Source organism: Kitasatospora sp. NPDC002551 (assembly GCF_040296005.1).
Classification (GTDB): Bacteria; Actinomycetota; Actinomycetes; order Streptomycetales; family Streptomycetaceae; genus Kitasatospora.
Genome location: NZ_JBEOWI010000007.1, coordinates 82597 through 106515, shown reverse-complemented (window position 1 = coordinate 106515; position 23919 = coordinate 82597). Strand labels below are relative to the sequence as shown.

At 76.4% G+C, this 23919-nt stretch carries 18 protein-coding genes and 1 other RNA gene; 12 read left to right on the top strand and 7 right to left on the bottom strand.

All coding sequences use genetic code 11. The features are described 5' to 3' along the window. Position 1: 1 nt before the first annotated feature. Entirely contained in the window at positions 2–247 is a 246-nt protein-coding gene (locus ABT093_RS09540) for a hypothetical protein (protein ID WP_350562158.1), read from the top strand. On the opposite strand, the gene ABT093_RS09535 is transcribed toward ABT093_RS09540, so the two are convergent. After that, positions 244–1161 carry a LuxR C-terminal-related transcriptional regulator gene (locus ABT093_RS09535; protein WP_350562156.1) on the bottom strand — a complete coding sequence of 306 codons (918 nt, stop codon included), beginning with the start codon at positions 1159–1161 and terminating at the stop codon, positions 244–246. The two genes, ABT093_RS09540 and ABT093_RS09535, sit on opposite strands and share 4 nt — an antisense overlap. A gap of 230 nt (positions 1162–1391) precedes the next feature. Here ABT093_RS09535 and ABT093_RS09530 point away from each other — a divergent pair, with 230 nt between their 5' ends. Then, positions 1392–1574 (top strand): hypothetical protein, encoded by a 183-nt coding sequence (locus ABT093_RS09530; protein WP_350562154.1) that lies wholly within the window; start codon positions 1392–1394, stop codon positions 1572–1574. Between the two features lie 308 nt (positions 1575–1882). On the opposite strand, the gene rnpB is transcribed toward ABT093_RS09530, so the two are convergent. Together rnpB and ABT093_RS09520 are read right to left on the bottom strand one after the other, a co-directional pair. After that, positions 1883–2282: RNase P RNA component class A (rnpB, locus tag ABT093_RS09525), an RNA gene on the bottom strand. 13 nt (positions 2283–2295) lie between these two features. Then, positions 2296–3738, bottom strand: coding sequence for an MFS transporter (locus tag ABT093_RS09520; RefSeq protein WP_350562462.1), 1443 nt, complete (start codon positions 3736–3738; stop codon positions 2296–2298). 341 nt (positions 3739–4079) lie between these two features. Between ABT093_RS09520 and yaaA the strand changes: the two genes are divergently transcribed. Next, positions 4080–4865 (top strand): peroxide stress protein YaaA, encoded by a 786-nt coding sequence (gene yaaA, locus ABT093_RS09515; protein ID WP_350562460.1) that lies wholly within the window; start codon positions 4080–4082, stop codon positions 4863–4865. 78 nt (positions 4866–4943) lie between these two features. Here the strand turns inward: yaaA and ABT093_RS09510 are convergent, their stop codons facing one another. The 3 genes from ABT093_RS09510 to ABT093_RS09500 are packed head-to-tail and all read right to left on the bottom strand — an operon-like array spanning position 4944 to position 7706. Then, positions 4944–6098, bottom strand: a complete 1155-nt coding sequence (locus ABT093_RS09510) for a bifunctional RNase H/acid phosphatase (protein ID WP_350562152.1) — start codon at positions 6096–6098, stop codon at positions 4944–4946. A gap of 4 nt (positions 6099–6102) precedes the next feature. After that, entirely contained in the window at positions 6103–6846 is a 744-nt protein-coding gene (locus ABT093_RS09505) for a zinc ribbon domain-containing protein (RefSeq protein WP_350562150.1), read from the bottom strand. Positions 6847–6869: 23 nt separating this feature from the next. Then, positions 6870–7706, bottom strand: coding sequence for a Nif3-like dinuclear metal center hexameric protein (locus tag ABT093_RS09500; RefSeq protein WP_350562148.1), 837 nt, complete (start codon positions 7704–7706; stop codon positions 6870–6872). A gap of 709 nt (positions 7707–8415) precedes the next feature. On the opposite strand from ABT093_RS09500, the gene ABT093_RS09495 reads away from it, so the two are divergent. The 6 genes from ABT093_RS09495 (at position 8416) to ABT093_RS09470 (ending at position 18557) form a co-directional block, all read left to right on the top strand. Beyond that, positions 8416–11928 carry a class III lanthionine synthetase LanKC N-terminal domain-containing protein gene (locus tag ABT093_RS09495; protein ID WP_350562146.1) on the top strand — a complete coding sequence of 1171 codons (3513 nt, stop codon included), beginning with the start codon at positions 8416–8418 and terminating at the stop codon, positions 11926–11928. Continuing rightward, the gene (locus ABT093_RS09490) at positions 11925–13934 is read left to right on the top strand and encodes a S9 family peptidase (protein WP_350562144.1); all 2010 of its coding nucleotides are present in this window, start codon (positions 11925–11927) and stop codon (positions 13932–13934) included. Before ABT093_RS09495 ends, ABT093_RS09490 begins: the two co-directional genes overlap by 4 nt. Before the next feature lie 177 nt (positions 13935–14111). Beyond that, positions 14112–14255, top strand: a complete 144-nt coding sequence (locus ABT093_RS09485) for a VenA family class IV lanthipeptide (RefSeq protein ID WP_153882823.1) — start codon at positions 14112–14114, stop codon at positions 14253–14255. Between the two features lie 129 nt (positions 14256–14384). Beyond that, the gene (locus ABT093_RS09480) at positions 14385–16076 is read left to right on the top strand and encodes an ATP-binding cassette domain-containing protein (RefSeq protein WP_350562142.1); all 1692 of its coding nucleotides are present in this window, start codon (positions 14385–14387) and stop codon (positions 16074–16076) included. Between the two features lie 457 nt (positions 16077–16533). Continuing rightward, the gene (locus ABT093_RS09475; RefSeq protein ID WP_350562140.1) at positions 16534–18243 is read left to right on the top strand and encodes an ATP-binding cassette domain-containing protein; all 1710 of its coding nucleotides are present in this window, start codon (positions 16534–16536) and stop codon (positions 18241–18243) included. A 143-nt stretch (positions 18244–18386) separates the two neighbouring features. Continuing rightward, complete coding sequence (locus ABT093_RS09470) at positions 18387–18557, top strand: hypothetical protein (protein WP_350562138.1); 171 nt, start codon at positions 18387–18389, stop codon at positions 18555–18557. 64 nt (positions 18558–18621) lie between these two features. On the opposite strand, the gene ABT093_RS09465 is transcribed toward ABT093_RS09470, so the two are convergent. Then, complete coding sequence (locus ABT093_RS09465; protein WP_350562136.1) at positions 18622–19698, bottom strand: alcohol dehydrogenase catalytic domain-containing protein; 1077 nt, start codon at positions 19696–19698, stop codon at positions 18622–18624. A 150-nt stretch (positions 19699–19848) separates the two neighbouring features. On the opposite strand from ABT093_RS09465, the gene ABT093_RS09460 reads away from it, so the two are divergent. From ABT093_RS09460 to ABT093_RS09450, 3 genes are all read left to right on the top strand, one after another. After that, the gene (locus tag ABT093_RS09460) at positions 19849–21225 is read left to right on the top strand and encodes a M48 family metallopeptidase (protein WP_350562134.1); all 1377 of its coding nucleotides are present in this window, start codon (positions 19849–19851) and stop codon (positions 21223–21225) included. 533 nt (positions 21226–21758) lie between these two features. Then, the gene (locus tag ABT093_RS09455) at positions 21759–22418 is read left to right on the top strand and encodes a class I SAM-dependent methyltransferase (protein WP_350562132.1); all 660 of its coding nucleotides are present in this window, start codon (positions 21759–21761) and stop codon (positions 22416–22418) included. A 248-nt stretch (positions 22419–22666) separates the two neighbouring features. After that, complete coding sequence (locus ABT093_RS09450; RefSeq protein WP_350562130.1) at positions 22667–23917, top strand: hypothetical protein; 1251 nt, start codon at positions 22667–22669, stop codon at positions 23915–23917. Positions 23918–23919 lie beyond the last annotated feature (2 nt).

Below are 23919 nucleotides of genomic sequence, written 5' to 3'. Positions count from 1 at the left end.
CATGCCGACCCGGGGGGACCGGAACGGAGTGCACATGGCCGCCCACCCCCCACGGAGCCCCGGCTGGAGCCTCGACAGACCCTTCGACCTCGCCGTCGCCGTCGCCGACCTCCAGGTTGCCGCAGCCATAGTGGCTGACCTCACCCGCGCCGGCGACGATGCCGTGGCCCTGGCGGACGCCCGCCTTGCCGTAGCGCAGATCTCCGCGCGCATCACCCGGCACGTCCAGCCCGAGGTCGAGTCCTAGGCCGACTCCTCCGTCGCCGACTGCCGGCCGAGCTCATACGCCATCTGCACAGTGGACTCGTACCCGAGCGCGCGCCGCATCTCGGCGAGCTGTCCCGAGATACTGCGCTCGCTCATCCCGAGCGACTCGGCCACGGCCTTCTGCCCGGCCCCGGTGGCGAGGTGTCGCATGATCGCCCGCTGTACCTCGGTGAGATGCCGCCCGGGCGGCACCTCTTCGCCGCGCCAGGTCGTACCGCGGTCCCAGTCTCGCTCGTATGCCCGCAGCACGTACTGGACGAGGCCGTCGTCGTGCACGATGAGGGCGCGCCGCGGCTCCGGGCCCGGGCCCGTCCACGGGGTGTGGTCCTCCAAGACCGCTTTCCGCCGGTCCAGGAGGATGCACCGCAGGAAGGCGTCGTCGAGCGTGCGCACCCGGGCCCCCTCCGTGGTCATCCGGGCCGCCCACTGCGAGGTCGGGCCGTCGGAGCGCACCGAGGTGCGGTAGAGCACGCGCATCGTGATGCCGCGGTGCAGCGCGTCGAGGTCCCGGGGGAGCGCCAGGGCGAGCGTCTCGGCGGGCCGGGGGCCGTCCGGGTGCGCGGTGAGGATCTCGGTGGTCGTCGTCGCGACCAGTTCGCTGATCCTCGCGTTGATCGCCTCAACGCCGGCGACGTACTCGACGGCGCCGCGAACCGGCGCGCCGCCCGGGGCGACGTGCTGGTACGCGATGGCCAGGTCCTGGACATGCTCGGGGAGAGCGGTCGCGTGCTGCATCTGCTCAGCAATCCGGACGAGCGCCTGGTCCCGGCGCTGCGTTGCGACAGTGCGCGGGTCGAGAGGGAGGTAGCGCCCGGCCGCCTGCGGGTGCGCCACAACCAGGCCCCAGGCGAGCAGCTCCTGGAGCATCTCGCTGGCGGCCGGTGCGACGGGCACGCCGTAGAGGATCGTAAGGTAGAGCTGCCGGGCAGATTCGGAAAGTGACATTCCGTCAGATGGGTTGCCTTGAGCGCTTCTGTCCATCTTTGACCCCCGAGAGAATCCGCAGTGCGGGAACCCGCAGCGTAGATCGCTGGACCGGGTGCTGTCGATCCGGAAGACTGTTCGCCATTGAACGACCGCTCGCGCGCGGCCGGCACCCACCCTCACCCCACCCCGGAGCCTTCATGACGCGCATCCGCACCGCGCTGACGGCCGCCGCCCTGGCTGCCGCGGCGGCCCTGCTGGCGGCCGTCTCCGTCTCGTCGGCCTCCGCCTCGGACACCGGCTGGAACCGCCAGCCCGAGCCGTCCGGTACCCCGACTCCGTCGCAGACCTGGATCGCCGAGTCGGATACCGGCTGGAACTGAACCGGCCTGCCGCAAGCACCCGCCCCTCAGTGCCCGCTTACACCGGGCGCTGAGGGGCGGGAATCCGGGACCGGTAGGAACCCTCATCGCTGGGAGGCATGCCGGATCCTACCGGGCCCTCGATGCCGCCCTGTACCCCCCAAGTGGGGGTGCGGGGCGGCTCTCGCATGGCGCCCCAGGGAGTTTTCAGGGAGCCAGGGAGTCTCCAGGGAGGTCCTTAGTGAGGAATTCTGAGGATCACCGAGGAAGTGTGAGGAGTCTGAACCCGCAGATCAGACCACCTTTCGGAGGTCCGACCTGCGGGGCGACGGAAGAGTCGGCCTGTACGCCGGGTTCTGTCACCCGGGCTGCTTGCGCGGCCCGGGGAGACGGCCATCCATCTAGGGCTGCCGTTGCCGACAGCCTCGTGCGGTCCACCCGCGGACTCGGGCGAGCAGCCCTCGGACATCCGCGCACGGCGCCCGGAGGCGCCGATCTTGACCTTGCTCCAGGTGGGGTTTACCGAGCCGGCCGGGTCACCCCGGTCGCTGGTGGTCTCTTACACCACCGTTTCACCCTTACCCGTCGCCGAAGCGGCGGGCGGTCTGTTTTCTGTGGCACTGTCCCGCGGGTCACCCCGGGTGGGCGTTACCCACCACCCTGCTCTGTGGAGCCCGGACGTTCCTCGGCGGGCCCCTGAGGACCCGTCGCGACCGCCCGGCCGGCTCTTCCGCCGTAGTGGTCATGGTAGCCGCTCGGGCGGGGCCTCCCGAACTCCGGGGCGGGTCAGGGGCGGGTCGCCGCCGAGCCGGGCGGCCACCCGGGCGGCGGTGGCGGTGCCCCACTCGGAGGTGGTGACCAGGCCCAGCAGCCCGATCGTGGCCCCCAGGCCGGCGACGACGTACCAGCCCGCGTGGCTCGCCGGGGCGAAGCCGGAGGCGACCGTGCCGACCACCGCCGAGGTGACCACGGTGCCGATCACGGCGACGCCGAGCGACTGGCCGACCTGCCGGCTGGTGGAGGCGACGGCCGCCGCCACCCCGGCCTGGGCGCGCGGCATGCCGGAGACGGCGGCGTTGGTGATCGGCGCGTTCACGAAGCCGAAGCCGAAGCCGAACAGCCCGTAGGCGGCCAGCAGCAGACCCGGCGGGGAGTCGGCCGCCAGCCGGGTGAGCAGCAGGCCGCTGGCGACCAGGCCGAGGCCCGCCAGCACCAGCGGCACCCGCGGGCCCCGGGCGCCGACGATCCGGCCCGAGACCGGCGCGCAGACCAGCATCATCCCGGCCATCGGCAGCGTCCACAGGCCGGCCTCCACCGGGCTGTAGCCGCGGACGTCCTGGAGGTAGATGGTGTTCAGGAAGAGGAAGCCGCCGAGCGAGGCGAAGGCGCAGACCGCCGTCACGGTGGCGCCGGTGAACGGCGCGCTGCGGAAGAACCTCGGGTCGACCAGCGGCTCGGCGACCCGGCGCTCCCACAGCGGGAAGGCCACCAGCGCGGCGAGCGCCGCCGCGGCCAGGCCGAGGATCAGCGGGGACGTCCAGCCGTGCGCCGGGCCCTCGATGATCGCCCCGGTGCCGCAGCCGAGCAGCACCATCATCAGCAGCTGTCCCACCGGGTCGAGCCGGCGGGCCCGGGGCGCGCGCGACTCGGGGACGTAGCGGGCGGTCAGCAGGCAGGCCAGCAGCCCGACCGGAACGTTGATCAGGAAGATCGCCGGCCAGCCGGCGGCGTGCACCAGGAAGCCGCCGAGCAGCGGTCCGAGGGCCATCGAGATGCCGACCACCCCGCCCCAGATGCCGATCGCCCGGGCCCGTTCGCGCGGCTCGGTGAAGGTGTTGGTGATGATCGACATCGCCACCGGGTTGAGCATCGAACCGCCCACCGCCTGCACCGCCCGGAAGGCCACCAGCCACCCCAGGCCGGGCGCCAGGCTGCAGAGCAGCGAGCCGAGCACGAAGACCAATAGGCCGGTCTGGAACACCCGGCGGCGGCCGAAGCGGTCGGCCAGCGAGCCGAACAGCATCAGCAGCGAGGCCAGCACCAGGGTGTACGCGTCGATGATCCACTGCAGGCCGGAGGCCGGGGCGTCCAGGTCCCGCTGGATCTGCGGCAGGGCGATGTTCACCACGGTGTTGTCGAGCCCGACGATGAACAGGCTCAGACAGCAGATCGCCAGGATCAGCATCCGGCGCCGCCGCCCGGGATCGGCGGGCGGCGCGCTCACGAGGGTCGCTTCGGGCACGCGTCGATCCTCCCACCCGGGCGCCGCCCGGACGGTCACGAAGCGGCCCGTCCGGGTGGCGCACCCCACCCCCGCGCGCCCGCCACCGGCCCGCGCGCCGAGGGCGGCGGGGCGGCGGGGCGGCGGGGCGGCGGGGAACGGCCTGGACTCCGCCGGCTCTCCCCGTCGGCCCACCTCGTCGGCGGTGGTTCCCGCCGCGGCGGGGGTCACCAGTGGTTTTCCGGGGTGGGGGTGGGTTGCGTAGGGTGGCGTGGTCGGTGCCGTGGAGTGTGGAGGAGTCCGTCGTGCTGGTGCTGTTGCCGCCCTCGGAGGGGAAGGCCGCGTCCGGGGACGGGGTGCCGGTGGCGCTCGGCGGCCTGTCGCTGCCCGGGCTGACGGCGGCGCGGGCGGAGGTGCTGGAGGCGCTGGTCGCGCTGTGCCGCGGGGACGGGGACGAGGCCGCCGGGGTGCTGGGGCTGAGCCCGGGGCTGCGCGGCGAGGTGGCGCGCAACGCGGGGCTGCCGACGGCGGGGGCGCTCCCGGCCGGGCAGGTGTACACCGGCGTGCTGTTCGACAACCTCGGGCTGGCGACGCTGGACGAGGCCGCGTACGACCGGGCCGGGCGGAGCCTGCTGGTGTTCTCCGGGCTCTGGGGCGCCGTGCGGATCGGTGACCGGATCCCGCCGTACCGCTGCTCGATGGGCGTGAAACTCCCCGGCCCGGGGGCGCTCGGCGCGTACTGGCGGCGCGCGATGGCGGACGTGCTGCCGGAGGTCGCCGACGGCCTGGTGCTGGACCTGCGCTCCTCCGCCTACGCGGCGGCGTGGAAGCCGGCCGGCGAGGTGGTCCCGCGGACGGCGACCGTGCGGGTGCTCCAGGAGCGGGACGGCCGGCGCACGGTCGTCAGCCACTTCAACAAGGCCACCAAGGGGCGGCTGGTCCGCGACCTGCTGGTGGCGGGCGCCGAGCCGAAGACGCCGGGCGAGCTGCTGGAGGCGCTGCTCGGGCTGGGCCACCGGGTGGAGGTGGCCGCCGAGGGCACCGCGCGCAAGCCGTGGCAGCTGGACGTGGTGGTCACCGAGGTGCACTGAGCGCGGAAGAGCACAGCAGGGCGCCGGAGAGCGCCGGCAGCCGGGGCCGGTCGGATCGTCCGACCGGCCCCGGCGCCGTCAGCGCAGGTGCCCGGTGTCGTTGAGCAGCCGCAGCGAGGCGTTGCCGTCCGCGTAGTACTGGACGGCGCAGAGCGAGGCGGCGGACAGCTCCATCCGGTACAGCGAGTCCGGCGGGGCGCCGAGCGCCAGCCGGACCAGCGTCTTGATCGGGCTGACGTGCGAGACCACCAGCACGGTCTTCCCCGGGTAGCGGGCCAGGACCTTGTCCCGGGCCACCCCGACCCGGTGGGTGAGCGAGGCGAAGCTCTCGCCGCCGCCGGTCGGCCGCACCTTGGTGGAGCCCAGCCACGCGGTGAGGTCCTCCGGGTACCGCTCCCGCGCCTCGGCGAAGGTCAGCCCCTCCCAGGCGCCGAAGTCGACCTCGCGCAGCCCCTCCTCGAACCGGACGTCGAGACCCAGCCGGGTGGCGACGGCCTCGGCGGTCTGCCGGGTGCGCCGCATCGGCGAGGCGACCACGGCCTGGATCGAGCCGCGCGCGGCGAGCGCCTCGGCGGCCCGTTCGGCCTGCCAGCGGCCCTTCTCGGAGAGCTCCGGGTCGGTGCCGCCGCTGCCGGAGAACCGCTTCTCCGGGGTGAGGTGGGTCTCGCCGTGCCGGAGCAGGACGAGGGTGGTCGGGGTGCCGAGGTCCGCGGGGGCCGCCCAGCCCGCCCTGGGCACGGCGGTCTCCAGCGGTTCCTCGGCGCTTCCCGGCTCGGAAGCGGTGGCGGCGACGGCGGTCCGGGGCTCCCACTGGCGGCCGGCCTTGCCCGCGTCCATCGCCTCGTTGGCGAGCCGGTCGGCGTCCTTGTTCTTCTCGCGCGGGATCCAGCTGTACTGGACCCGTCCGCGCGGGAAGACCTCGCGGGCCTCGGCGGCGAGCGGCTGCATGTCCGGGTGCTTGATCTTCCACCGGCCGGACATCTGCTCGACGACCAGCTTGGAGTCCATCCGGACGTCCACCGAGGCGCCCGGGTCGATCTCCCGGGCCGCGCGCAGCCCGGCGATCAGCCCCTTGTACTCGGCCACGTTGTTGGTCGCGTGGCCGATGAACTCGGCCGCCTCGGCGAGGATCTGCCCGGTGTCGCCGTCGCGGACCACCGCGCCGTAGCCGGCCGGCCCCGGGTTGCCCCGGGAGCCGCCGTCCGCCTCGACGACGAACCTGCGCGCCGTCACCGGATCAGACGCCGGAGTCGGCGGTGCGGACCAGGATCCGCGAGCAGTTCTCGCAGCGGACCACCTTGTCGGCCGGCTCGGCCTTGATGGAGTTCAGCTCGGTGATCGAGAACTCGGTGCGGCAGCCCTCGCAGCGGCGCTGGAACAGCCGGGCCGCGCCGACGCCGCCCTGCGTCTCGCGCAGCTTGCCGTAGAGCTTCATCAGGTCGGCCGGGATGACGGCGGCGACGGCCTCGCGGTCGCGCTTGACCTTCTCCGCCTCGGCGTCGATCTCGGCGTAGGCGGCGTCCCGGCGGCCCTCGGCCTCGGTCAGCACGACGGTGGAGTGCTCCAGGCGCGCGGTCAGCTCGGTGACCCGGGTCTGGGCGGACTCCAGCCGCTCCATGATCTCCAGGACGACGTCCTCGAGGTCGCCCTGGCGCTTGGCCAGCGAGCCGATCTCGTGCTGGAGGTTCTCCAGGTCCCTGGGCGAGGTGATGGCGCCGGAGTCCAGGCGCTGCTGGTTGCGGGCGGCCCGGGTGCGGACCTGCTCCACGTCCTGCTCGGCCTTGGTGAGCTCGCGGGTGGTGTCGCCGTGCTGGGCCTGGGCGGCGACCACCAGGTCCTTGAGCGCGGTGTGGTCGGCGTTGACCTTGTCGATCTCGGCGTGCTCGGGCAGGCTGCGCCGCCGGTGGGCCAGCTGGTCGAGCTTGGAGTCGATGGCCTGGAGGTCGAGCAGGCGGATCTGGTCGGCGGGCGCGGCGTTCAAGCGGAGAGCTCCTGTGAATCGGGTCAGGCGGGGAAGGACATGGGGGCGTGCGCGGTCCACGGGTCGGTCACCGTGCGGGAGACCCGGGTCTCCACGGTCCAGCCGTGCTGCTCGGCGGCGCCGTGCAGCGCCCGCTCGGCCAGCGGCAGCCAGGGCCACTCGGTGGCCCAGTGCGCGGCGTCGACCAGCGCGACCGGCGCCGCCTCGGCGGCCTCGGAGGCCGGGTGGTGGCGCAGGTCGGCGGTCAGGTAGGCGTCCACGCCCGCCGCGCGCACCTCGGCGAACAGGCTGTCGCCGGAGCCGCCGCACACCGCGACCCGGCTGATCAGGCGGTTCGGATCACCGGAGACCCGCACGCCGGCGGCGGTGGCCGGCAGCCCCCTGGCGACGTTCGCGGCGAACACGGCGAGGGTCAGCGGGGGCTCCAGCAGGCCGACCCGCCCGGTGCCGCGCCGGCCCAGCGGGTCGGTCGGGTCCGGGACGAGCGGGCCGGTGACGGTCACGCCGACCGCCTCGGCGAGCGCGTCCGAGACGCCCGGGTCGGCGTGGTCGGCGTTGGTGTGCGCCACGTGCAGGGCGATCCCGTTGCGGATCAGGGTGTGCACGACGCGGCCCTTGAAGGTGGTCGCGGCGACGGTGGTGGTGCCGCGCAGGTACAGCGGGTGGTGGGTGACCACCAGGTCGGCCCCCCACTCGACGGCCTCGTCGACGACCGCCTGCACGGGGTCGACGGCGAACAGCACGCGGCGGACCTCGGCCTGAGGGTCTCCGCAGACCAGGCCGACGGCGTCCCAGGACTCCGCCCACTGCGGCGGGTACAGCTCTTCGAGGGCGGTGATGACGTCGGACAGTTTCGGCACCTGTCGAGACTACCGTGCGCGCGGGCGACGGCGGTCCGCCCGGTTCCCCCGTCGCGGCGGGTCCGCGCGGCGGACGGGGACGGACGGGGGCGGGGTGGGCGGCGGACGGGGACGGACGGGGGCGGGGCGGGCGGCGGGCGGACCTGGCCGTACGGCTGCGCGTCAACCTGCGGCATCCCGCGGTCCGGCCGCCCCGGGCGCGCGGCGCGGCCCCGTTCGACCGGCGCGCGGGCACGGTTCACGCGGGACGGCGGGCCGGGCGCCGCGCACACCGAACCGTTCGCACGAATTCGAAACGGCGCCCGGATCACCCTTACGAGTGAAGTGACCGGCTTCGGATTGAGCATCCCTCGCTACCGAAAGTAACTTCGCTTCTGCCAGCGGGAGTTGCCCGACCAGGGGGTCGGGAAGGCGCTCCGCCGGAGGTACGGGCCCGGGTCGGGCAGGACGGACCGGGGCCCCCGGCGGACGCGGCCGGGGCGGTGTCGACGGGTGTCGACGGCCGCCGGGGCAGCGCACCCGGGCATTTCCGAGGAACCGATTCAGGCCGTGGCCGCGCGCCCGGTGCCGGAGCAGTGGGCACCGGAGGGGCGCGCCGGCACCAGACGAAGGGATGTGGTGGCGAATGGGAGCGGGCACATCGCTGCGTCCGGCCGGAGGCGCGGACTCGGCCGGTCACGGGCCGGATGCGGCCGGTCCGTGGCCGGAGATGACGCGGACGGCGCTGGCCGCCGCCGGAGGCCGGGGAGGCGGCGGGGACGCGCGGACCGACGGGCAGGTCGGTTGGCGGGTCGCCGTCGAGGGCTTCTGGTGCACGGCCAGGCCGTCCGCGGGCGAGCTGCCCGACGAGGGCTGGAAGCTCCACGTCAGCGCCGCCTCGACGGTCGGCGGCGCGGTGCTCGCGGCCGTCACCGAAGTGCTCGCCGAGGACCCGTGCGCGTTCAAGTTCGCGGCCGGGCCGGCGCAGCTGCACCAGCTCAACTCGCGCAACAGCGACCGGGGTTCGGCGGGCAAGTTCATCACCGTCTACCCGGGCGGCGAGGCGCAGTTCCGGCGGCTGGCGGCCGCGCTGCACCGGGCCACCGACGGCCTGCCCGGCCCGGTGGTGCTCTCCGACCGCCCGTACCGGCCGGGCAGCCTCGTCCACTACCGGTACGGCGCCATCGCGGCCCGCGCCGAACTGGGCAACGACGGCGGGTACCGGTCGATGCTGCGCGGGCCGGGCGGCGAGCGGGTGGAGGACGTGCGGGGGGCGGCGTACCGGTGCCCGCCGTGGGCGCGGGATCCGCTGGCCGTCGACGGGCCGGAGGGGTCCGGCGGAGGGGATGAGGGGTCCGGCGGCGGTGCGGGCGCTGCGGGTGCGCGCGCCGGGGCCGTGGCCGGGTACGGCGCCGCGTCCGGGTACCGGCCGGGCGCGGGCCGGCCGGCACCGAAGCGGCGGCGCGGCAGCGGAGGGGTGCTGCTCGCCGGGCGCTACGTGGTCACCGGGGCGATCCGGCACGGCGCCAAGGGCGGCGTCTTCCTCGGCCGGGACACCGACGGCGGCGCCGAGGTCGTGGTCAAGCAGGCCCGGGCGCACATCGAGGTGGACCGCGCCGGCACGGACGCCCGCGCCGCGCTGCGGCACGAGGCCGCCCTGCTCGCCCGCCTGGAGGGCCAGGGGCTGGCACCGCGCCCGGTCGAACTCGTCGAGCAGGACGACTCGCTCTTCCTCGTGCAGGAACGAATCGCCGGGCAACCGCTGGGCAGCTGGGTCGCGGCCCGGCTGCGCCGCGACGGCAGTCCGGACGTCGACTGGGCCGAGGCCGGTCCGATGGCCCACGCCCTGCTCGACCTCGTCGAGCGGGTCCACGAGCAGGGCCTGGTGCTGCGCGACCTCTCCCCCGGCAACGTCCTCGTCCAGCCGGACGGCTCGCTGCGGCTGGTCGACCTGGAACTGGCCGCCGAGGCCGGCAGCCGTGCCGGTTCAGCCGGCACGCCCGGCTACCGGGCCCCCGAGCAGGGGCCGGGGCGGCTCGCCCTGGTCGGCGGGGACGGCGCCGCCGCGCCGGACCGCCGGGCCGGCGGGCCCTTCGCGGGACTCGCGGCGGGCCGCAGCGGCGACGGCGTCCGCACGGCCGAACCGGAGGCCGACCTGTACGCGCTCGGCGGGCTGTACTTCCTCCTCGCCACCGGGCACGACCCGCTGCTGCCCGAGGACCTCCCGCACGCCCGCCCGGTCGCCGACCGGCTGGGCCGCTGGCTCGCCCTGGCCGCCCGCTGCGGCACCACCGCCCAACGCCTCGCCCCGGCCGTCCTCGGCCTGCGCGCCGAGGAGCCGCGGGACCGCTGGATCCCGGCCCGGGTACGGGAGTCCCTGACGACCGCGCCCGCCCCGTGGCCGCAGGCCCCGGGGGCGGCGGGTGGGATCGGAGACGGCTGCCCCGCCGTGCGGCGGGCGCCCGTCCCGGAGGCCTCGGCCCCGGGCCCGCTCGCCGACGGCTCCCCCGCTGACCGGCACGCCACGAGCCCGGGACCACTCGCCAGCAGCTCCTTCACCGCGCCGCAGGCACCCGTCCCGGAGGCCGGGCGCCACTGCGCCGCGGACCCCGGCACGCTCGCGGCCGCCCACGGCTCGCCCGCCGTACGGCAAACGCCGGCCCCGGAGGCCGCGCACCCGCACCCGCCCGTGGCGGGCGCGCTCGGCGACGGCGACCCCACCTACCGGAGCACGTCGGCCCCGGACACCTCACACCACCCTGTCCCCAACGACGGCGACGCGTGGAGCACCGGGGCAGGGGCCGAGGGCGGTGCCGCCGCTTTCTGGGACACGCAGACCGTGGCCGGCACCACCGGTGCGGCGCCGACCACCCGCTCGCCGCACGTCAGCGCCGCTCCGGCCACCGGCCCCGCCACCGAGGCGGCCGTCCTCGACCGGGTGCTGCACGACGGGTTGCGGCATCTCGCCGCCACCGCCACGCCGTCCCGCCGGGACCGGCTCTGGCCCGTGGTGCCGGCGGGCGAGCGCTCCGACCCGTGCAACGTGCAGCACGGCGCGGCCGGAGTGCTCGCCGTACTCGCCCGGGCCGCCGCGACCACCGGGCTGCCGCAGGACGTCCGGGAGACCGCCCGGACCACCGCCCGCACTGCCGCCGAGTGGATCGAGCGCCGGTGCGCCGCCGAACCCGTGGTGCTCCCCGGCCTGCACTTCGGTCGCGCGGGCGCCGCCTGGGCGCTGCTGGACGCCGCCCGCGCGCTGGGCGACCATGCCCTGGCCGGGCGAGCGGCCGAGCTGGCGTCGCGGATAGCCGTCGAGTGGCCCAACCCGGACGTCTGCCACGGCGCAGCCGGTGCGGGATTCCTCCAACTCCGATTCGCAGCGGAAGGATTGAAGGAGTCGACAGCGCAACCGGCCTGGTTCCTCGGCCGGGCGCTCCGTTGCGGCCGAGGCCTGCTGGCGGCCGCGCAGCAGGCACCGTACGGCACGGTGTGGCCGGTGCCGCGGGACTTCGACTCGGCGCTCGCCGGGATCACCCACCTCGGCTTCGCCCACGGCGTCGCGGGAGTCGGCGCGTTCCTGCTGGCCGCCGCCGAGGCCACCGCCGACCGCGCGCTGCTCGACGGCGCCCTCGCGGCGGGCCGCACGCTCGCCGCCACCGCGCGCCTCGACCCGCCGGGCGCCGCCGCGGGCCCGGCCGCCTGGTGGCCGCAGAGTGCAGACGACCCCGCACACGTCCGCCTGGCGCACTGGTGCAGCGGATCCTCCGGCGCGGGCGCCTTCCTCCTCCGGCTCTGGCGCGCCACCGGCGACCCCGACGCGCACCGGCTGGCCCTGGCCGCCGGCCGGGCGGTGACCGCCGGACGCTGGCACAGCGGCACCACCGCCTGCCACGGCCTGGCCGGCGACGGCGAGTTCCTGCTCGACCTGGCCGAGGCCACCGGCGATCCCGAACTTTGCTATGCCGCCGCCGAGTTGGGAGCCCTCGTCGCCTCACGGACGGCCCTGCGGGACGGCCTGCTGGTCCTGCCGGACGAGACCGGGACCGGCTCCGCCGCCGCGTACGGCACCGGGACGGCAGGCGCTCTGGCCTTCCTGCTGCGCCTGCGGCACGGCGGCCCGCGACTCTGGGTGGACCCCACGCCGTACGTGGATCCCGCCCCGTACGCGGACCCCGCCCCGTACAGCGGGGGTCCGACGGCCGCACCCGCCGCCCCCGGCCCGACCGGGACGGTGAGGTCATGAACGTGGCCACCCGCGCCACCACCCAGGCGCTGCGCCGGCTCAGCTTCACCTTCGCCGCCGACGGCGGCCACGCCGCCTGCCTCGCCTCCGCCGCCGACGGCGGCTGGTACGTGGAGAGTTGGCACCTCCCGGTGGACGGCCCCGCCGTCCCGACCGGGCTGCACCTGCCGGGCAGCCGCTTCGAGAGCCTCCGCTCCCAGCTGGTCGCCCTGCCGGACGGCTCGGTGCTGGTCTGCCGGCACGACGGCGAGCGACACGATCTGGTCAGCCTCCGTACCGCCACCGGCCCCGACGGCCAACCGGCCACCACCGAAAGGCCGTTGGCCACGCTGCGGATGCCCGGCCTGCGTCTGCTGCCGCTCCCGGCGGCCGCGCCGTCCGGCCCCCGCGCGCCCGTCGCGCTGGCCCTGGGCAGCGACACCCGGCCGGCCACCACCGTCTGGCTGGTGCGGGCCGACGGCTCCGTGCCGCAGCAGGTCGCCGAGATCCCGGGCCTGCACGGCGGCGGCGTCTGGCTGGACCACGCCGGCGCGCTGCTGGCACTCGACCGGGTGAGCGACGGCCTGGTGCGCACCGTGGTGCTCGACCTGCGCAGCGGCACGGTCACCCCGCTGCTGGAGATCGGCGAGCGCAGCAACGACCGGCTGGTGCTGTTCGACCCGGACAGCCGGTTCGCGATGGTGCGCAGCGACGCGCCCGGCACCGACCGGATCGGCTGGGGCGTGCTGGGCGGCGGCGAACCCCTGCGGTTCCCCGAAGCCCTGCACGTGGCGGGCATGTTCCTGCGGCCGGTGGCGCTGCGGCCCGGCGCGGACGGGGCCCATGTCGCCATCCAGGCCGACCACGGCGCGGGCTGCTCGCTCGCCCTGTGGCGGCCGGCGATCGGACGGCTGGACCCGCTGCCCGTCCCGTCGGGGCGGCTCGGCGCGGTGGGGCACTGGTCGGCGGGCGGGCTGCGGATGCCGTTCTCGGCGCCCGACCACCCGGCCGCGCTCGCCACCCTGGACGTGGACGCGCTGCTGGCGCACGGCCCGGCCGCCGCCACCGCGTCCGGCCCGGTGCCGGTTCCGCTGCCCCTGCAACTGGCGCCGCTCGGCTCCGGCCTGCCCGGTCCGTGGCGGGACACCGTCCTGCCCTGGCGGCCCGGTACCGTCAATTCCGGTGTTCCGCCGCGCGGTTGGCAACTCGACGGGTCGACCGATCCCGGCGACGGCGGCCGCTGGCATCCCGCGCAGAGCCTCGAACTCGCCGGACCGGCAGGGCCGCTGGAGGCGGTGGTGTACGGCGGGGACGCCTGGCTGAGCAGCCCGCACCTGGTGCTGGCGCTGCACGGCGGCCCGGCGGACGCCTGGCGGCTGGAGTTCGACCCGGCCCTGCAACGGATGGCGGCCGAGGGCCTGGCCGTGCTCGCGCCGAACCAGCGCGGCTCCACCGGATACGGGTTGGCGCACGCGATGGCCATCCGGAGCGCCTGGGGCGGGCCGGACCTCGACGACGTGCTCCACCTGCTGGAGAACGTCGCCGGCCAGCGCGCCGCGCTCGGCCTGGAGCCGCCGGCCCTGTTCGGGGTCAGCTACGGCGCGTTCCTCGCCCTGCTGGCGGCGGCGCACGCGCCGGCCGAGCACATGACGCGCTGCGCGGTCGTCGCGCCGTTCCTGTCGGGCGCCCGGCTGCTGGCCGAAGCCGCTTCCCCCGTCCGGGCGTTGACCACCCGACTGGGCGGCGGCGAGGCGATCGCGGACGCCCGGGGGCCGCGCGACGTGCTCCAGCTCGCGCACCGGATCGGCGTACCGCTGCTGATCGTGCACGGCGACCGGGACGAGGTCGTCCCGGTGAGCCAATCGCGTTCGCTGAGACACGAGTTGCTGCGGATCGGACGCACCGAGGGGGCCGACTTCCGCTACGTCGAGGCGGCGGGCGCCGGACACGAGGTGCTGGCCGAGGAGGGCGGCGCGGTGCTGCACGAACTGCTCGCCGCCTTCCTGCGCACCGGGCGGCCGGGTTAGCCCCGGCCACCGCTTCGCCGAACCCATGGACTCCCGGGCCCTTCGCGGCCCGGGCCGCCCGGCCCTGTGCGGCCGGGGAACACCCCGCGGTGGCGCAACGAGCCGCCCGGGCAGCACCAACCGGCGCCCGCACCGCAGTTCGCGGTGGGCGCGACCATCAAGGGGAGGAACCCGATCATGGAGAACATGGTGGACTTCGAGACCGACCTCGCGGCGCTGCAGGAGCTGCCGGAGACCGAGTCCGTCGAGCTGACCGGCCACGGGGGCGGCTGCCAGTACACCTGTCTCATCCTGACCTGTCTGATCTTCACCATCAGCTAGTGGTGGCGATCGGCCGGTAGCGCACGCCGAGGTGCCGTCTTCGCCTGTCCGGACAGGCGAAGACGGCACCTTGCTGCGCCGGGCCCCTCCCCTCTTCCCCTCCGTCCCGTCGACGAAAGCCCACCGCCCATGCCCCGCCGCCGTCCCTCCGGCCGGACCGCCGTCCTGGCCGTCGCGCTGCCCGTCGGGTCCGCCGCCGCGCTCGCTCTGCCGGCCGCCCTCGCCGGGGCCGTCGACACCGCACTCGACCACGGCTCCGGCTCGGCGTCCGCCGGCGCCTGGTCCGGCGCCCTGCTCCGGCTCGCCCTCGCCCTGGGCGCGGCCGCCGGCGCCGACGCACTCGCCGCCGCGGCCGGTCCGGCGTGCGCCGCCGAGGCCACCGCCGACCTGCGCGGCCGGCTCGTCCGCCATCTGCTCGCGCTCGGCCCGGGCGGCCGGCTCGGCCGCGGCGGACCGCCACCCGGGGACCTCGCCGCCCGCCTCACCGGCTCCGCCGGGGACGCCGGTGGCCGGGTGCCGGCCGTCCTCGGGGCCGCCACCGCGCTGCTCGGCTCGCTCGGGGCGATCGTCGCGCTCGGGGTGCTGTCCCCCTGGCTGGCGCTCGCCTTCGTCGGCGGGGTGCTGCCCGGGGCCGTACTGATCCGGCTCTTCCTGCGGGACGCCGGGCCCGTCTTCCTCCGCTACCAGGAGGCCCAGGCCGCCCTGGCCGCCCGCCTCACCGCCGCCCTCGCCGGTCTGCGCAGCATCCACGCCGCCGGGGCCGGGCACCGCGAGGCGGACCGCCTGCTCGGGCGCGGCGCATTGGCGGACCTCTCCGCGGCCGGGCACGCGCTCTGGGCGGCGCAGCGGCGGACGGCGTGGCAGGCGATGGTGCTGGTCGCCGTGGTCGAGGTGGCGGTACTGGCCACCGCCGGCGCCCTGGTGGCCGGCGGGCGGCTGGCTCCCGGCGGGCTGGCCGCGGCGGCCGGGTGGGCGGCGCTCGGGGCCGGATTGTTCGAGCAGGTGGAGGCACTGGTCGGGGTGGCGCACGCCCGGGCCGGACGGGCCCGGGTGGACGAGGTGCTGGCCCTCGAACCGGCCCCCGCCGGCACCGCCGCACCGCCCGCCGACGGGCCCGGCACCCTCGTCTTCCAGGGCGTCGTGGTGCGGGACGACGACGGTCGGACGCTGCTCGGCCCCCTCGACCTCACCCTCCCCGGCGGGGCGACGGTCGCGCTCGTGGGCCGGTCGGGCTCCGGGAAGTCGCTGCTGGCCGCCCTGCCGGGCCGGCTGCGCGACCCCGACGAGGGCACCGTCCTCCTCGACGGCGTCCCGGTGACGGCGCTCGCCCCCGGGGCGCTGCGCGACGCCGTCGGCTACGCGTTCGCCCGCCCGTCCCTGGTCGGCCGGACGGTGCGCGAGGCACTGAACGGCGCGGGCCCCGCGGAGGCGGCGGCCGCACGCGCGGACGGCTTCCTGCGGCGGCTGCCGCTCGGCTGGGACACCCCGCTGGACGAGCTCCGGCTCTCCGGCGGTGAACTCCAACGCCTCGGCCTCGCCCGCCTGTTGGCCCACCCCACCCGGGTGGTGGTGCTGGACGACGCCACCTCGGGGCTCGACCTCGCCACCGAGTACCAGGTCGGCGAGGCCCTGGACCGGGCCACCCGGGGCCGCACCCGTCTGGTGGTCGCCCACCGCGAAACCGCCGCCGCCCGCGCCGACCTGGTCGCCTGGCTCGACAACGGCCACCTGCGCGCCCTGGCCCCCCACCACCACCTGCTCCCCGACCCCGACTACCGCACCACCCTCGCCGGGACCACCCTCACCATGGCAGCCGCCTGATGCCCCGCCATCTCCCCCCTCCACGGACACTGCCCACCTGGCAGCGCACACCCGAGCCCGCAGCCAACCGCCGCCACACGGAAAGTCGGCCTCGCCGACTTCCCACTCCGCAGACGCCGCCCACGTGGCAGCTCGCACCCGAGGTCCCGGCCAACCCTCGCCACGCGAGAAGTCGGACCCGCCGACTTCCCACTCCACCAATGCCGCCCACGTGGCAGCTCGCACGTGAGGGGGCAGTCGGCGCCCGCAGCGCGGGAAGTCGGGCCCGCCGACATTCCGCTCCGCACCTCCCCATCCACATGGCGCCGCCCCGGCTGCGGGCCGTCCGGGACGAGGTGGGCAGGTAGTGGGGCGGCACGGTGGTGGACCGGGGGACGGGCGGCGGGTCCTCGGGTCGTGGCGCTCGCCGGGGTGGATGTTGCTCGGGCGGCAGCTCGCGGGTTCCCGGGGAGCGCTGGTGCGGCTGGCCGGATGGTCGGTCGTGGAGGCGGTCCCGGTGGTGCTGTCGGGGCTGATGGTGTCGGCCGCCGTGGACCGGGGGTTCCTGGCCGGGCGGACGGCGGTCGGGGTGGGATGGCTCGCGGGGTTCGGGGTGGCGACCGGGGTGCGGGCGTATGCGGCACGGGCCGGGTTCCCGCATCTCGCGGCGGTGGTCGAGCCGCTGCGGGACGCGCTGGTGGCCCGGGTCGTCCGGGCCGCGCTCGCCCGCCCGTACGCCGATCCGGCCGATCTCGCGCGACTGACCGAACAGGTCGAGTCGGTACGGCAGTTGACCGCGACGCTGCTCCGCACACTGCGTGGGGTGGGGGTCACCCTGGTCGCCGCGCTGGTCGGGCTGGCGGTGCTCGCCCCGGCCGCACTGCCGCTGGTCCTGCTGCCGTTGCTCGCGGCGGCGGCCCTGTTCGCCCGGCTGCTACGACCGCTGGTGCAGCGGCGGAGGGCGGTCGTGCTGGCCGAGGAGCGGTTGGCGGCCGAGGCCGGCCGCACGCTGAACGGGCTGCGCGACGTACAGGCGACCGGGGCACAGCGGCGGACGGCCGAGGCACTGGCCGAGGCGGCAGCCGAGAGCGCCGCAGCCTCGCGGGCGCTCGGGCGGGCGGCGGCGCTGCGGTCGCTGGTGGTCACGCTCGGCGGGCGGCTGCCCGTCCTGGCGGTGGTCGCCGCAGCGCCCTGGCTGGTGGACGGGGGCGGTCTCACCGCCGGGGAACTGCTGGGCACCGCCACCTACCTGCTGCAACAACTCGACCCGGCCGTACGGACCCTGGCCGGAACGGTGGGCGGCTGGCTGCTGAACCTCTCGGTCGTCCTGGACCGGCTCACCACCGCGACCGCGCCCCCGCCCGCACCGACGCCCCCATCCCCGACGGCGACGGCCGCACCCGCCGGCCGGCCACCCGTGCTGCGCGTCACCGCCCTCGGTTACGCCCACGGCCCGCACGCCGAGCCCCTGTTCACCGAACTGGAGCTGGCGCCGGAGCCGGGCGAGCACCTGGCCGTGGTCGGCCCGAGCGGCACCGGGAAGTCCACACTGGCCGCGCTGCTCGCGGGCGCGCTCACCCCGTCGTCCGGCGCGGTGACGGTGGGAGGCGTCCACCCGCACACCCTGCCCGGGCCCGAACGCGCCCGCCTGGTGGCCCTGTTGCCGCAGGAGGCGTACGTCTTCCCGGGGACCGTCCGCGAGAACCTCGCCTGGCTCGCCGAGGCACCGCCCACGGACCGCCAACTCACCTCCATCGCAGACCTCTTGGGCGCCGGCGAGCTGCTCACCCGGCTCGGCGGCCCGGATGCCCGGATCGGCGACCCGGCCGCACTGTCCGCCGGTGAGCGTCAACTGATCGCCCTGGTACGGACCTACCTCTCCCCCGCACCGGTCGTCGTCCTCGACGAGGCCACCTGCCGGCTGGACGCGGCGGCGGAGGAACGGGTCGAGCGGGCGTTCGCCGAGCGGCCCGGCACACTCGTCGTCGTGGCGCACCGGATCAGTTCGGCGCTGCGGGCCGACCGCGTCCTGCTGCTGGACGGCGGTCGCGGGGTGCTCGCCCGGCACGGCGACCTCCAGGTGCTCGCACCGCTCTACCGCGAGCTGGTCGGCCACTGGCTGGGGGCGGCGTCACCGGCACGCCCGGGACCGTCCGGGGCCGCGCCGGTCCCCGGACGGCCGTCATGATCTCGATAGGATCTCGCCCGCTCCGGCGGTTAAGGTGGCGGCCGGGGTGCGGGCCGCGACCGCCGGCCACGCCCCGACCGCGCCCTCGATGTGCCGGCCGGGCGCCGAAACACCTGCACCCTCGCAAGGAAAAGACGATTCTGATGTCCGACACCCTCACCGACACCACCGGACCCGTCCACGGGACCGACGCCGACGGGACCACGGCCGAGGACACCGCGTCGCACGGTCGCCACCGCGGCCGGTCCGCCGCCGACGACAGCCCCGAGGTCGACCCGCACGGCCGCCACCGCGCCGCGGCCGAACAGGGCTGAGCGACCCGCCGTGGGGCCCCGCCGGAACATCCGGCGGGGCCCGGCGCTCAGCCCCGCAGCACACTCAGCCCAGCGTCACCACGGTCCGCAGCGCCTCGCCGCTGCGCATCTGCGCGAGCGCGTCGTTGACGTCCGCCAGCCCGACCCGGTGCGTGATCATCCCCGCAAGGTCGATCCGCCCGGCCCGCCACAGCTCCACCACCAGCGCGACGGTGCGCGCCAGCGGCGCCCCGCCGTAGAGCGAGGGCAGCAGCCGCTTCTCGTTGAAGAACAGCTCGCCCATGCTGAAGCTCGCGAGGTCGTCCTGCGCCCCGGCACCGATCACCACGAGCGCGCCGCCGCGCCGCGTCGCGCCGTACCCGGCCCGGACGGTGGCGGAGCGGCCGACCGCCTCGAAGACGTAGTCGAACCCGCCGCCCTCCAGCCCCTTCGCCACCGCCTTGAGCTCCTCGGGGGCGAGCGCCTCGGTCGCGCCGAAGGCCAGCGCCCGCTCGCGGCGGGAGACCACCGGGTCGACCACCGCGATCCGGCCCGCGCCGCAGACCCGCGCGCCCTGCACGGCCGCGACGCCCACACCGCCGGCGCCGATCACCGCGACCGACGCGCCGGGCTCGACCCGGGCGGTGTGGACGGCCGCGCCGACGCCGGTGGTCACGCCGCAGCCGATCAGCGCGGCCAGCTCGTACGGCAGGTCGGCGGGCACCGGGACCACCGCCTCGCGCTCCACCACGACCTCCTCGGCGAAGGTGCCGGTGCCGTAGAAGCCGGACGCCTCCGTCCCGTCGAAGCGGAAGCCGGGCGCGCCGAGCCGCCGCAGGCTGGCCACGCAGAGGTGCGAGCGGCCGCGTTCGCAGTGCGCGCACCGGCCGCAGGGCGCCATCCAGCAGAGCACGACGCGGTCGCCGACGGCGACGTCCGTCACGCCCTCGCCGACCTCGACGACGTCCCCGGCGCCCTCGTGCCCGGGGACGAACGGCGCGGGCTGGGGCAGGACGCCGCTCATCGCCGAGAGGTCGGAGTGGCAGAGGCTGGCGGCGCGCAGCCGGACCCGCACCTTGCCGGGGCCGAAGCCCACGGCCTCGACGTCGTCGCGGACGTCGAGCGTCTCCTGACCTGTCCTGTGCAGGATGGCTGCGCGCATGGGGGCTGCTCCCGGGTCCGTCGCGGATCGCTGGTCGGGCCGATTCTGGCACGGCGCGCCGGGGCCGAGTAGAACGTGTTCCACCCGGCCGGTCAGGCCCGGTGGAAAACGGAGCGCCCCCGTCCGCCGCACCTGGCATGATCCTCCGTCATGCCGAACCCCGCCGCTTCCCTGTCGTCAGCGCCCGCGCCCGCGCCGTCGCCGACGTCGCCGCCACCGTCCGCCTCCTCCGACCGTCCGCGCCCCTGCCCGGCGTGCTCCGCGGCGATCGACCCCGATCCCCGGTTCACCGCCTGGTGCCCGGCGTGCGAGTGGAACCTCGTTCCCGCGGAGGAGGCCGCCGAGGAGTGCGCCAAGAACGCCAAGGTCGTGGCGCGGGAACGGGCGGCGTCCGAGCGGACCGAGCGACTGTTCGAGGAGGTCGTGGCCGGCCGCACCGGCACCACCCGGCGGGACTGGCTCGCCGCCTCGGCCCTCGCCGCCCCGGTCCACGCCGTCACCGTCGTCGTGGCGGGGGCCGCCCTCTGGCTGCTCGTCACCGGCAACACGCCGCTGCGCTGCCTGGGCGCCCTCCTCCTCGCGGTCGCCTTCCTGCTCCGGCCTCGGCTCGGCCGGGTGCCGAGCGGCGCGGGCGTGCTGAGCCGGGCCGATGCCCCCGCACTGTACGGGCTGGCCGACCGGGTCGCCGCCGAACTCGGGGCGCCGCCGGTCGGGGTGATCCGGGTCGACGAGGACTTCAACGCGAGCATGGCGGTGGTGGGGCTGCGCCGGACGTCGGTGCTCACGCTGGGGCTGCCGTTGTGGGAGGCGCTGGACGACCGGCAGCGGATCGCGCTGCTCGGCCACGAGATCGCGCACCGGGTCAACGGCGACAACCGGCGCGGCCTGTGGCTCGGCTCGGCGATGCGGGCGCTGGCGCACTGGTACGACCTCGCCCGGCCGCGCGAGCGGACCAGGGGCGGGTACGGCGTGGTCGCGCTGCTGTCGCTGATCGGGGACTACCTGGGCAACGCCTTCCTGCACCTCGTCAGCCGGCTGCCGTACCGGGCGTACCTGTTGCTCGACCGGCTCACGGCGCGGGCCGGGCAGGAGGCCGAGTACCGGGCCGACGGGCTCGGCGCGCGGGTCGCGTCCTCCGAGGCGGCGGGCGGACTTCTGCGGACGCTGCTGCTCGGCCCGGCGGCCGGGACGGTGACCATGCGGCTGCGCGCCGAGATCCAGTCGCGGCCGCGGTCCGGCCGGCGGGACGCCGCCGCGGGGCCGGACGCCGACGCGCTCTGGCCGCAACTGCGCGAGCACCTGGCCGCGATTCCGCCGCTGGAGCGTGAGCGGCTGCTCCGCCGCTCGCGGCAGGACGGGCACGCCGTGGACGCCTCGCACCCGCCGACCCACCTGCGGCTCGCGCTCATCGCCCAGCGCCCGCCGCTGCCGGCCACCGTCACCTGCCCACGGAGCGAGGCCACCACCATCGCCGCCGAACTCGCCCCGCACCGCACCCGCATCGCCCGCACCCTCCTCGCCGGCTGAGCGAGGTGGCCGTCGGCCCGGAGCAGGAAGTCGGACCGGCCGACTTCCTACTCCGGGAGGCTTCTCCGGGTGGGGGCCGTATCAGCAGGAATATGTCGGTCGGTCTACTTATTTAGTGGAGTAACTGGTCGGCGTATCTAGACCGGCCTACATATTTCGTGCGAGATAGGTAGACCGGTCTGCATATTCCTGCCGCCCAGCGCCGGTGGCGGCAGCAAGCGCTACGGCTGCGCCCGAGGACGGCACGCAGGCTCTGGAAGCGGCCGGGAGGGCGGGAGGGCTGGCAGCGGCGAGGGTGAGGACGGCGTCGGGGCGGGCACGGGGCAGCGGCGAGCGCCGGGGCACGGCGCGGGGCCGGGCACGGCGAGGGGGCGCGAGGCCGGAGCACCCGCGAGCGCCGGGCACGGGGCAGCGGCGAGCGCCGGGCACGGCGAGGGGGCGGGCACGGGGCAGCGGCGAGGGCGGAGCGTACCGTCGAGTAGGGTCCGACGGCGAGCAGGAACACTGGACCACCCCCGCCGAGGAGCAGCACCATGTCCGACCTCCTGGAGACCACGCGCCCCCAGCCCGAGGTGCTGGCCGCGTTCGAGGACGCGACCGGGTTCATGCCCGTCGACGAGGGCCTCGCGCTGTACGCCGCCGCCGTGACCGCCGCGCGCCGGACCGGTGGGCTGCCCGTGCTGGAGATCGGCACCTACTGCGGCCGCTCCGCGATCCTGCTGGCCGCCGCCGCCCGGGAGACCGGCACGGTGGCGCTGACCGTCGACCACCACCGCGGCTCCGAGGAGCAGCAGCCCGGCTGGGAGTACCACGACCCGACGCTGGTCGACCCGGAGGTCGGCCGGATGGACACCCTCCCCCGGTTCCGCCGCACCCTGCACGCGGCCGGCCTGGAGGAGCACGTGGTCGCCCTGGTCGGCCGCTCGCCGCAGATCGCGGCCCTGTGGGGCGGCCGGCTCGCTCTGGTCTTCATCGACGGCGGCCACACCGACGAGCACGCCACCGCCGACTACGAGGGCTGGGCGCCGCATCTGGCGCCCGAGGGCCTGCTGGTGGTCCACGACGTCTTTCCCGACCCGGCCGACGGCGGCCAGGCCCCCTACCGGGTCTACCTGCGGGCGCTCGCCGAGGGCTTCGAGGAGGTCTCGGTGACCGGTTCGCTGCGCGTCCTGCGCCGCCGCGCCGCCGCCTGAGCCGTCCGGCACCGCCCCCGCACCCCCGCACCCCCCAGACCCCCAGGCCCCCGCACAGCGTCCGGAATCGGCCGACCCGCCCCACGGCGATCACGGATGCTCTAACGTCGTGCCGGGGCTGTCGGGCGGGGGCGCGAACGGTACGGTGTCCGCGCGGTCGCGGACGCCCGCGATCGCGGCACGGCCGCATGACACCAGCAGAACATCCGGGCGGAGCGCACCCGGGCCGACCGTGGGGGCCAGCACAGATGACGGACCAGCAGAACACCGCTCCGGCGGTCTGGGACCCGACCGCCCGGGGCGGTGCGGGCGGCTGGGTGCGCGGTCCCCAGCAGCCCTCCGCGCCGGCCGCCCCCGCCCCGCCGCCCACCGCCCCGACCGCGCCCGCCGCGCCGTCCTACCCCCTGCGGTCGCCGGCCGGACCGCCCGCCGACGACGCCCCGACGGCCGTCATCCCGCAACCGGTGCCGCCGCAGCCCGCTCCGCCACACCCGGTGCCGCCACGGCCCGGCCCGGCGTTCCCGCAGGCCGCCCCGGCCGGCGGCCCGCCGTACGGCGCACCCCACCAGCCGCCGCAGCAGGCCGCCTACCCGCCCCCGCCCCAGCAGGGCTACGGCGCCCAGGCCCCGTACAACCACCCCGGCCACCCCGGCCACCCCCAACCGGGCTACGACCAGCCCGGCTACGACCAGTACGACCAAGCGGCGCCTTACCACCCCGACTACCCGACCGCCTACGCCGAGCCCGACGACGAGGGCGGCACCGCCAGCAAGCGCGCACCGCTGCTGATCGCCTTCGCCCTGCTCTTCGTGCTGGCCCTGGGCGGCGGCATCCTCTGGGCCGTCCGGGACAAGGGCTCCGGCACCGACCAGGCCGGCCCCGCGACCCCGTCCGCCGCCGCCACCGGCAGCGCCGACGCGTCCGGGAACCCGCCGCCCGCCCCGGCCCCCGACGGTTCGGCCGGCGCGCCGACCCCGGGGGCGTCCGACGCCGCCACGGCGAGCGCGACCCCCAGCCCGACCGAGACCGCCGGCGGTCCCAACGCGCAGTCCCAGGCCAAGGCGCTGGACGAGCTGCTCACCCAGGGCGAGGGCGCCAAGGCCCCGATCGGCAGCGCGGTCGCCAAGGTGAACAGCTGCCCGGCCAAGCCCGACATCGAGTCCGCCGCCCAGACCTTCGACAACGGCGCCAAGCAGCGCGACCAGTTGCTCACCAAGCTGGCCACCCTGAGTGTCACCGACCTGCCGGGCGGCGCGGACGCCGTACAGTCGCTGAAGTCCGCCTGGCAACTGTCCGCCGACATCGACCGGGCGTACGCGAGCTGGGCCCGGACGGTCGCCACCCAGGGCTGCTCGGGTTCCGCCCCGAACACCGCCGACAAGAAGCGCGCCGACGAGCTCAACCCGCAGGCCACCCAGGCGAAGAAGGACTTCGTGACGAAGTGGCGGACGATCGCCGACCAGTTCGGACTCACCGCCCGTACCCAGGACCGGATCTGACC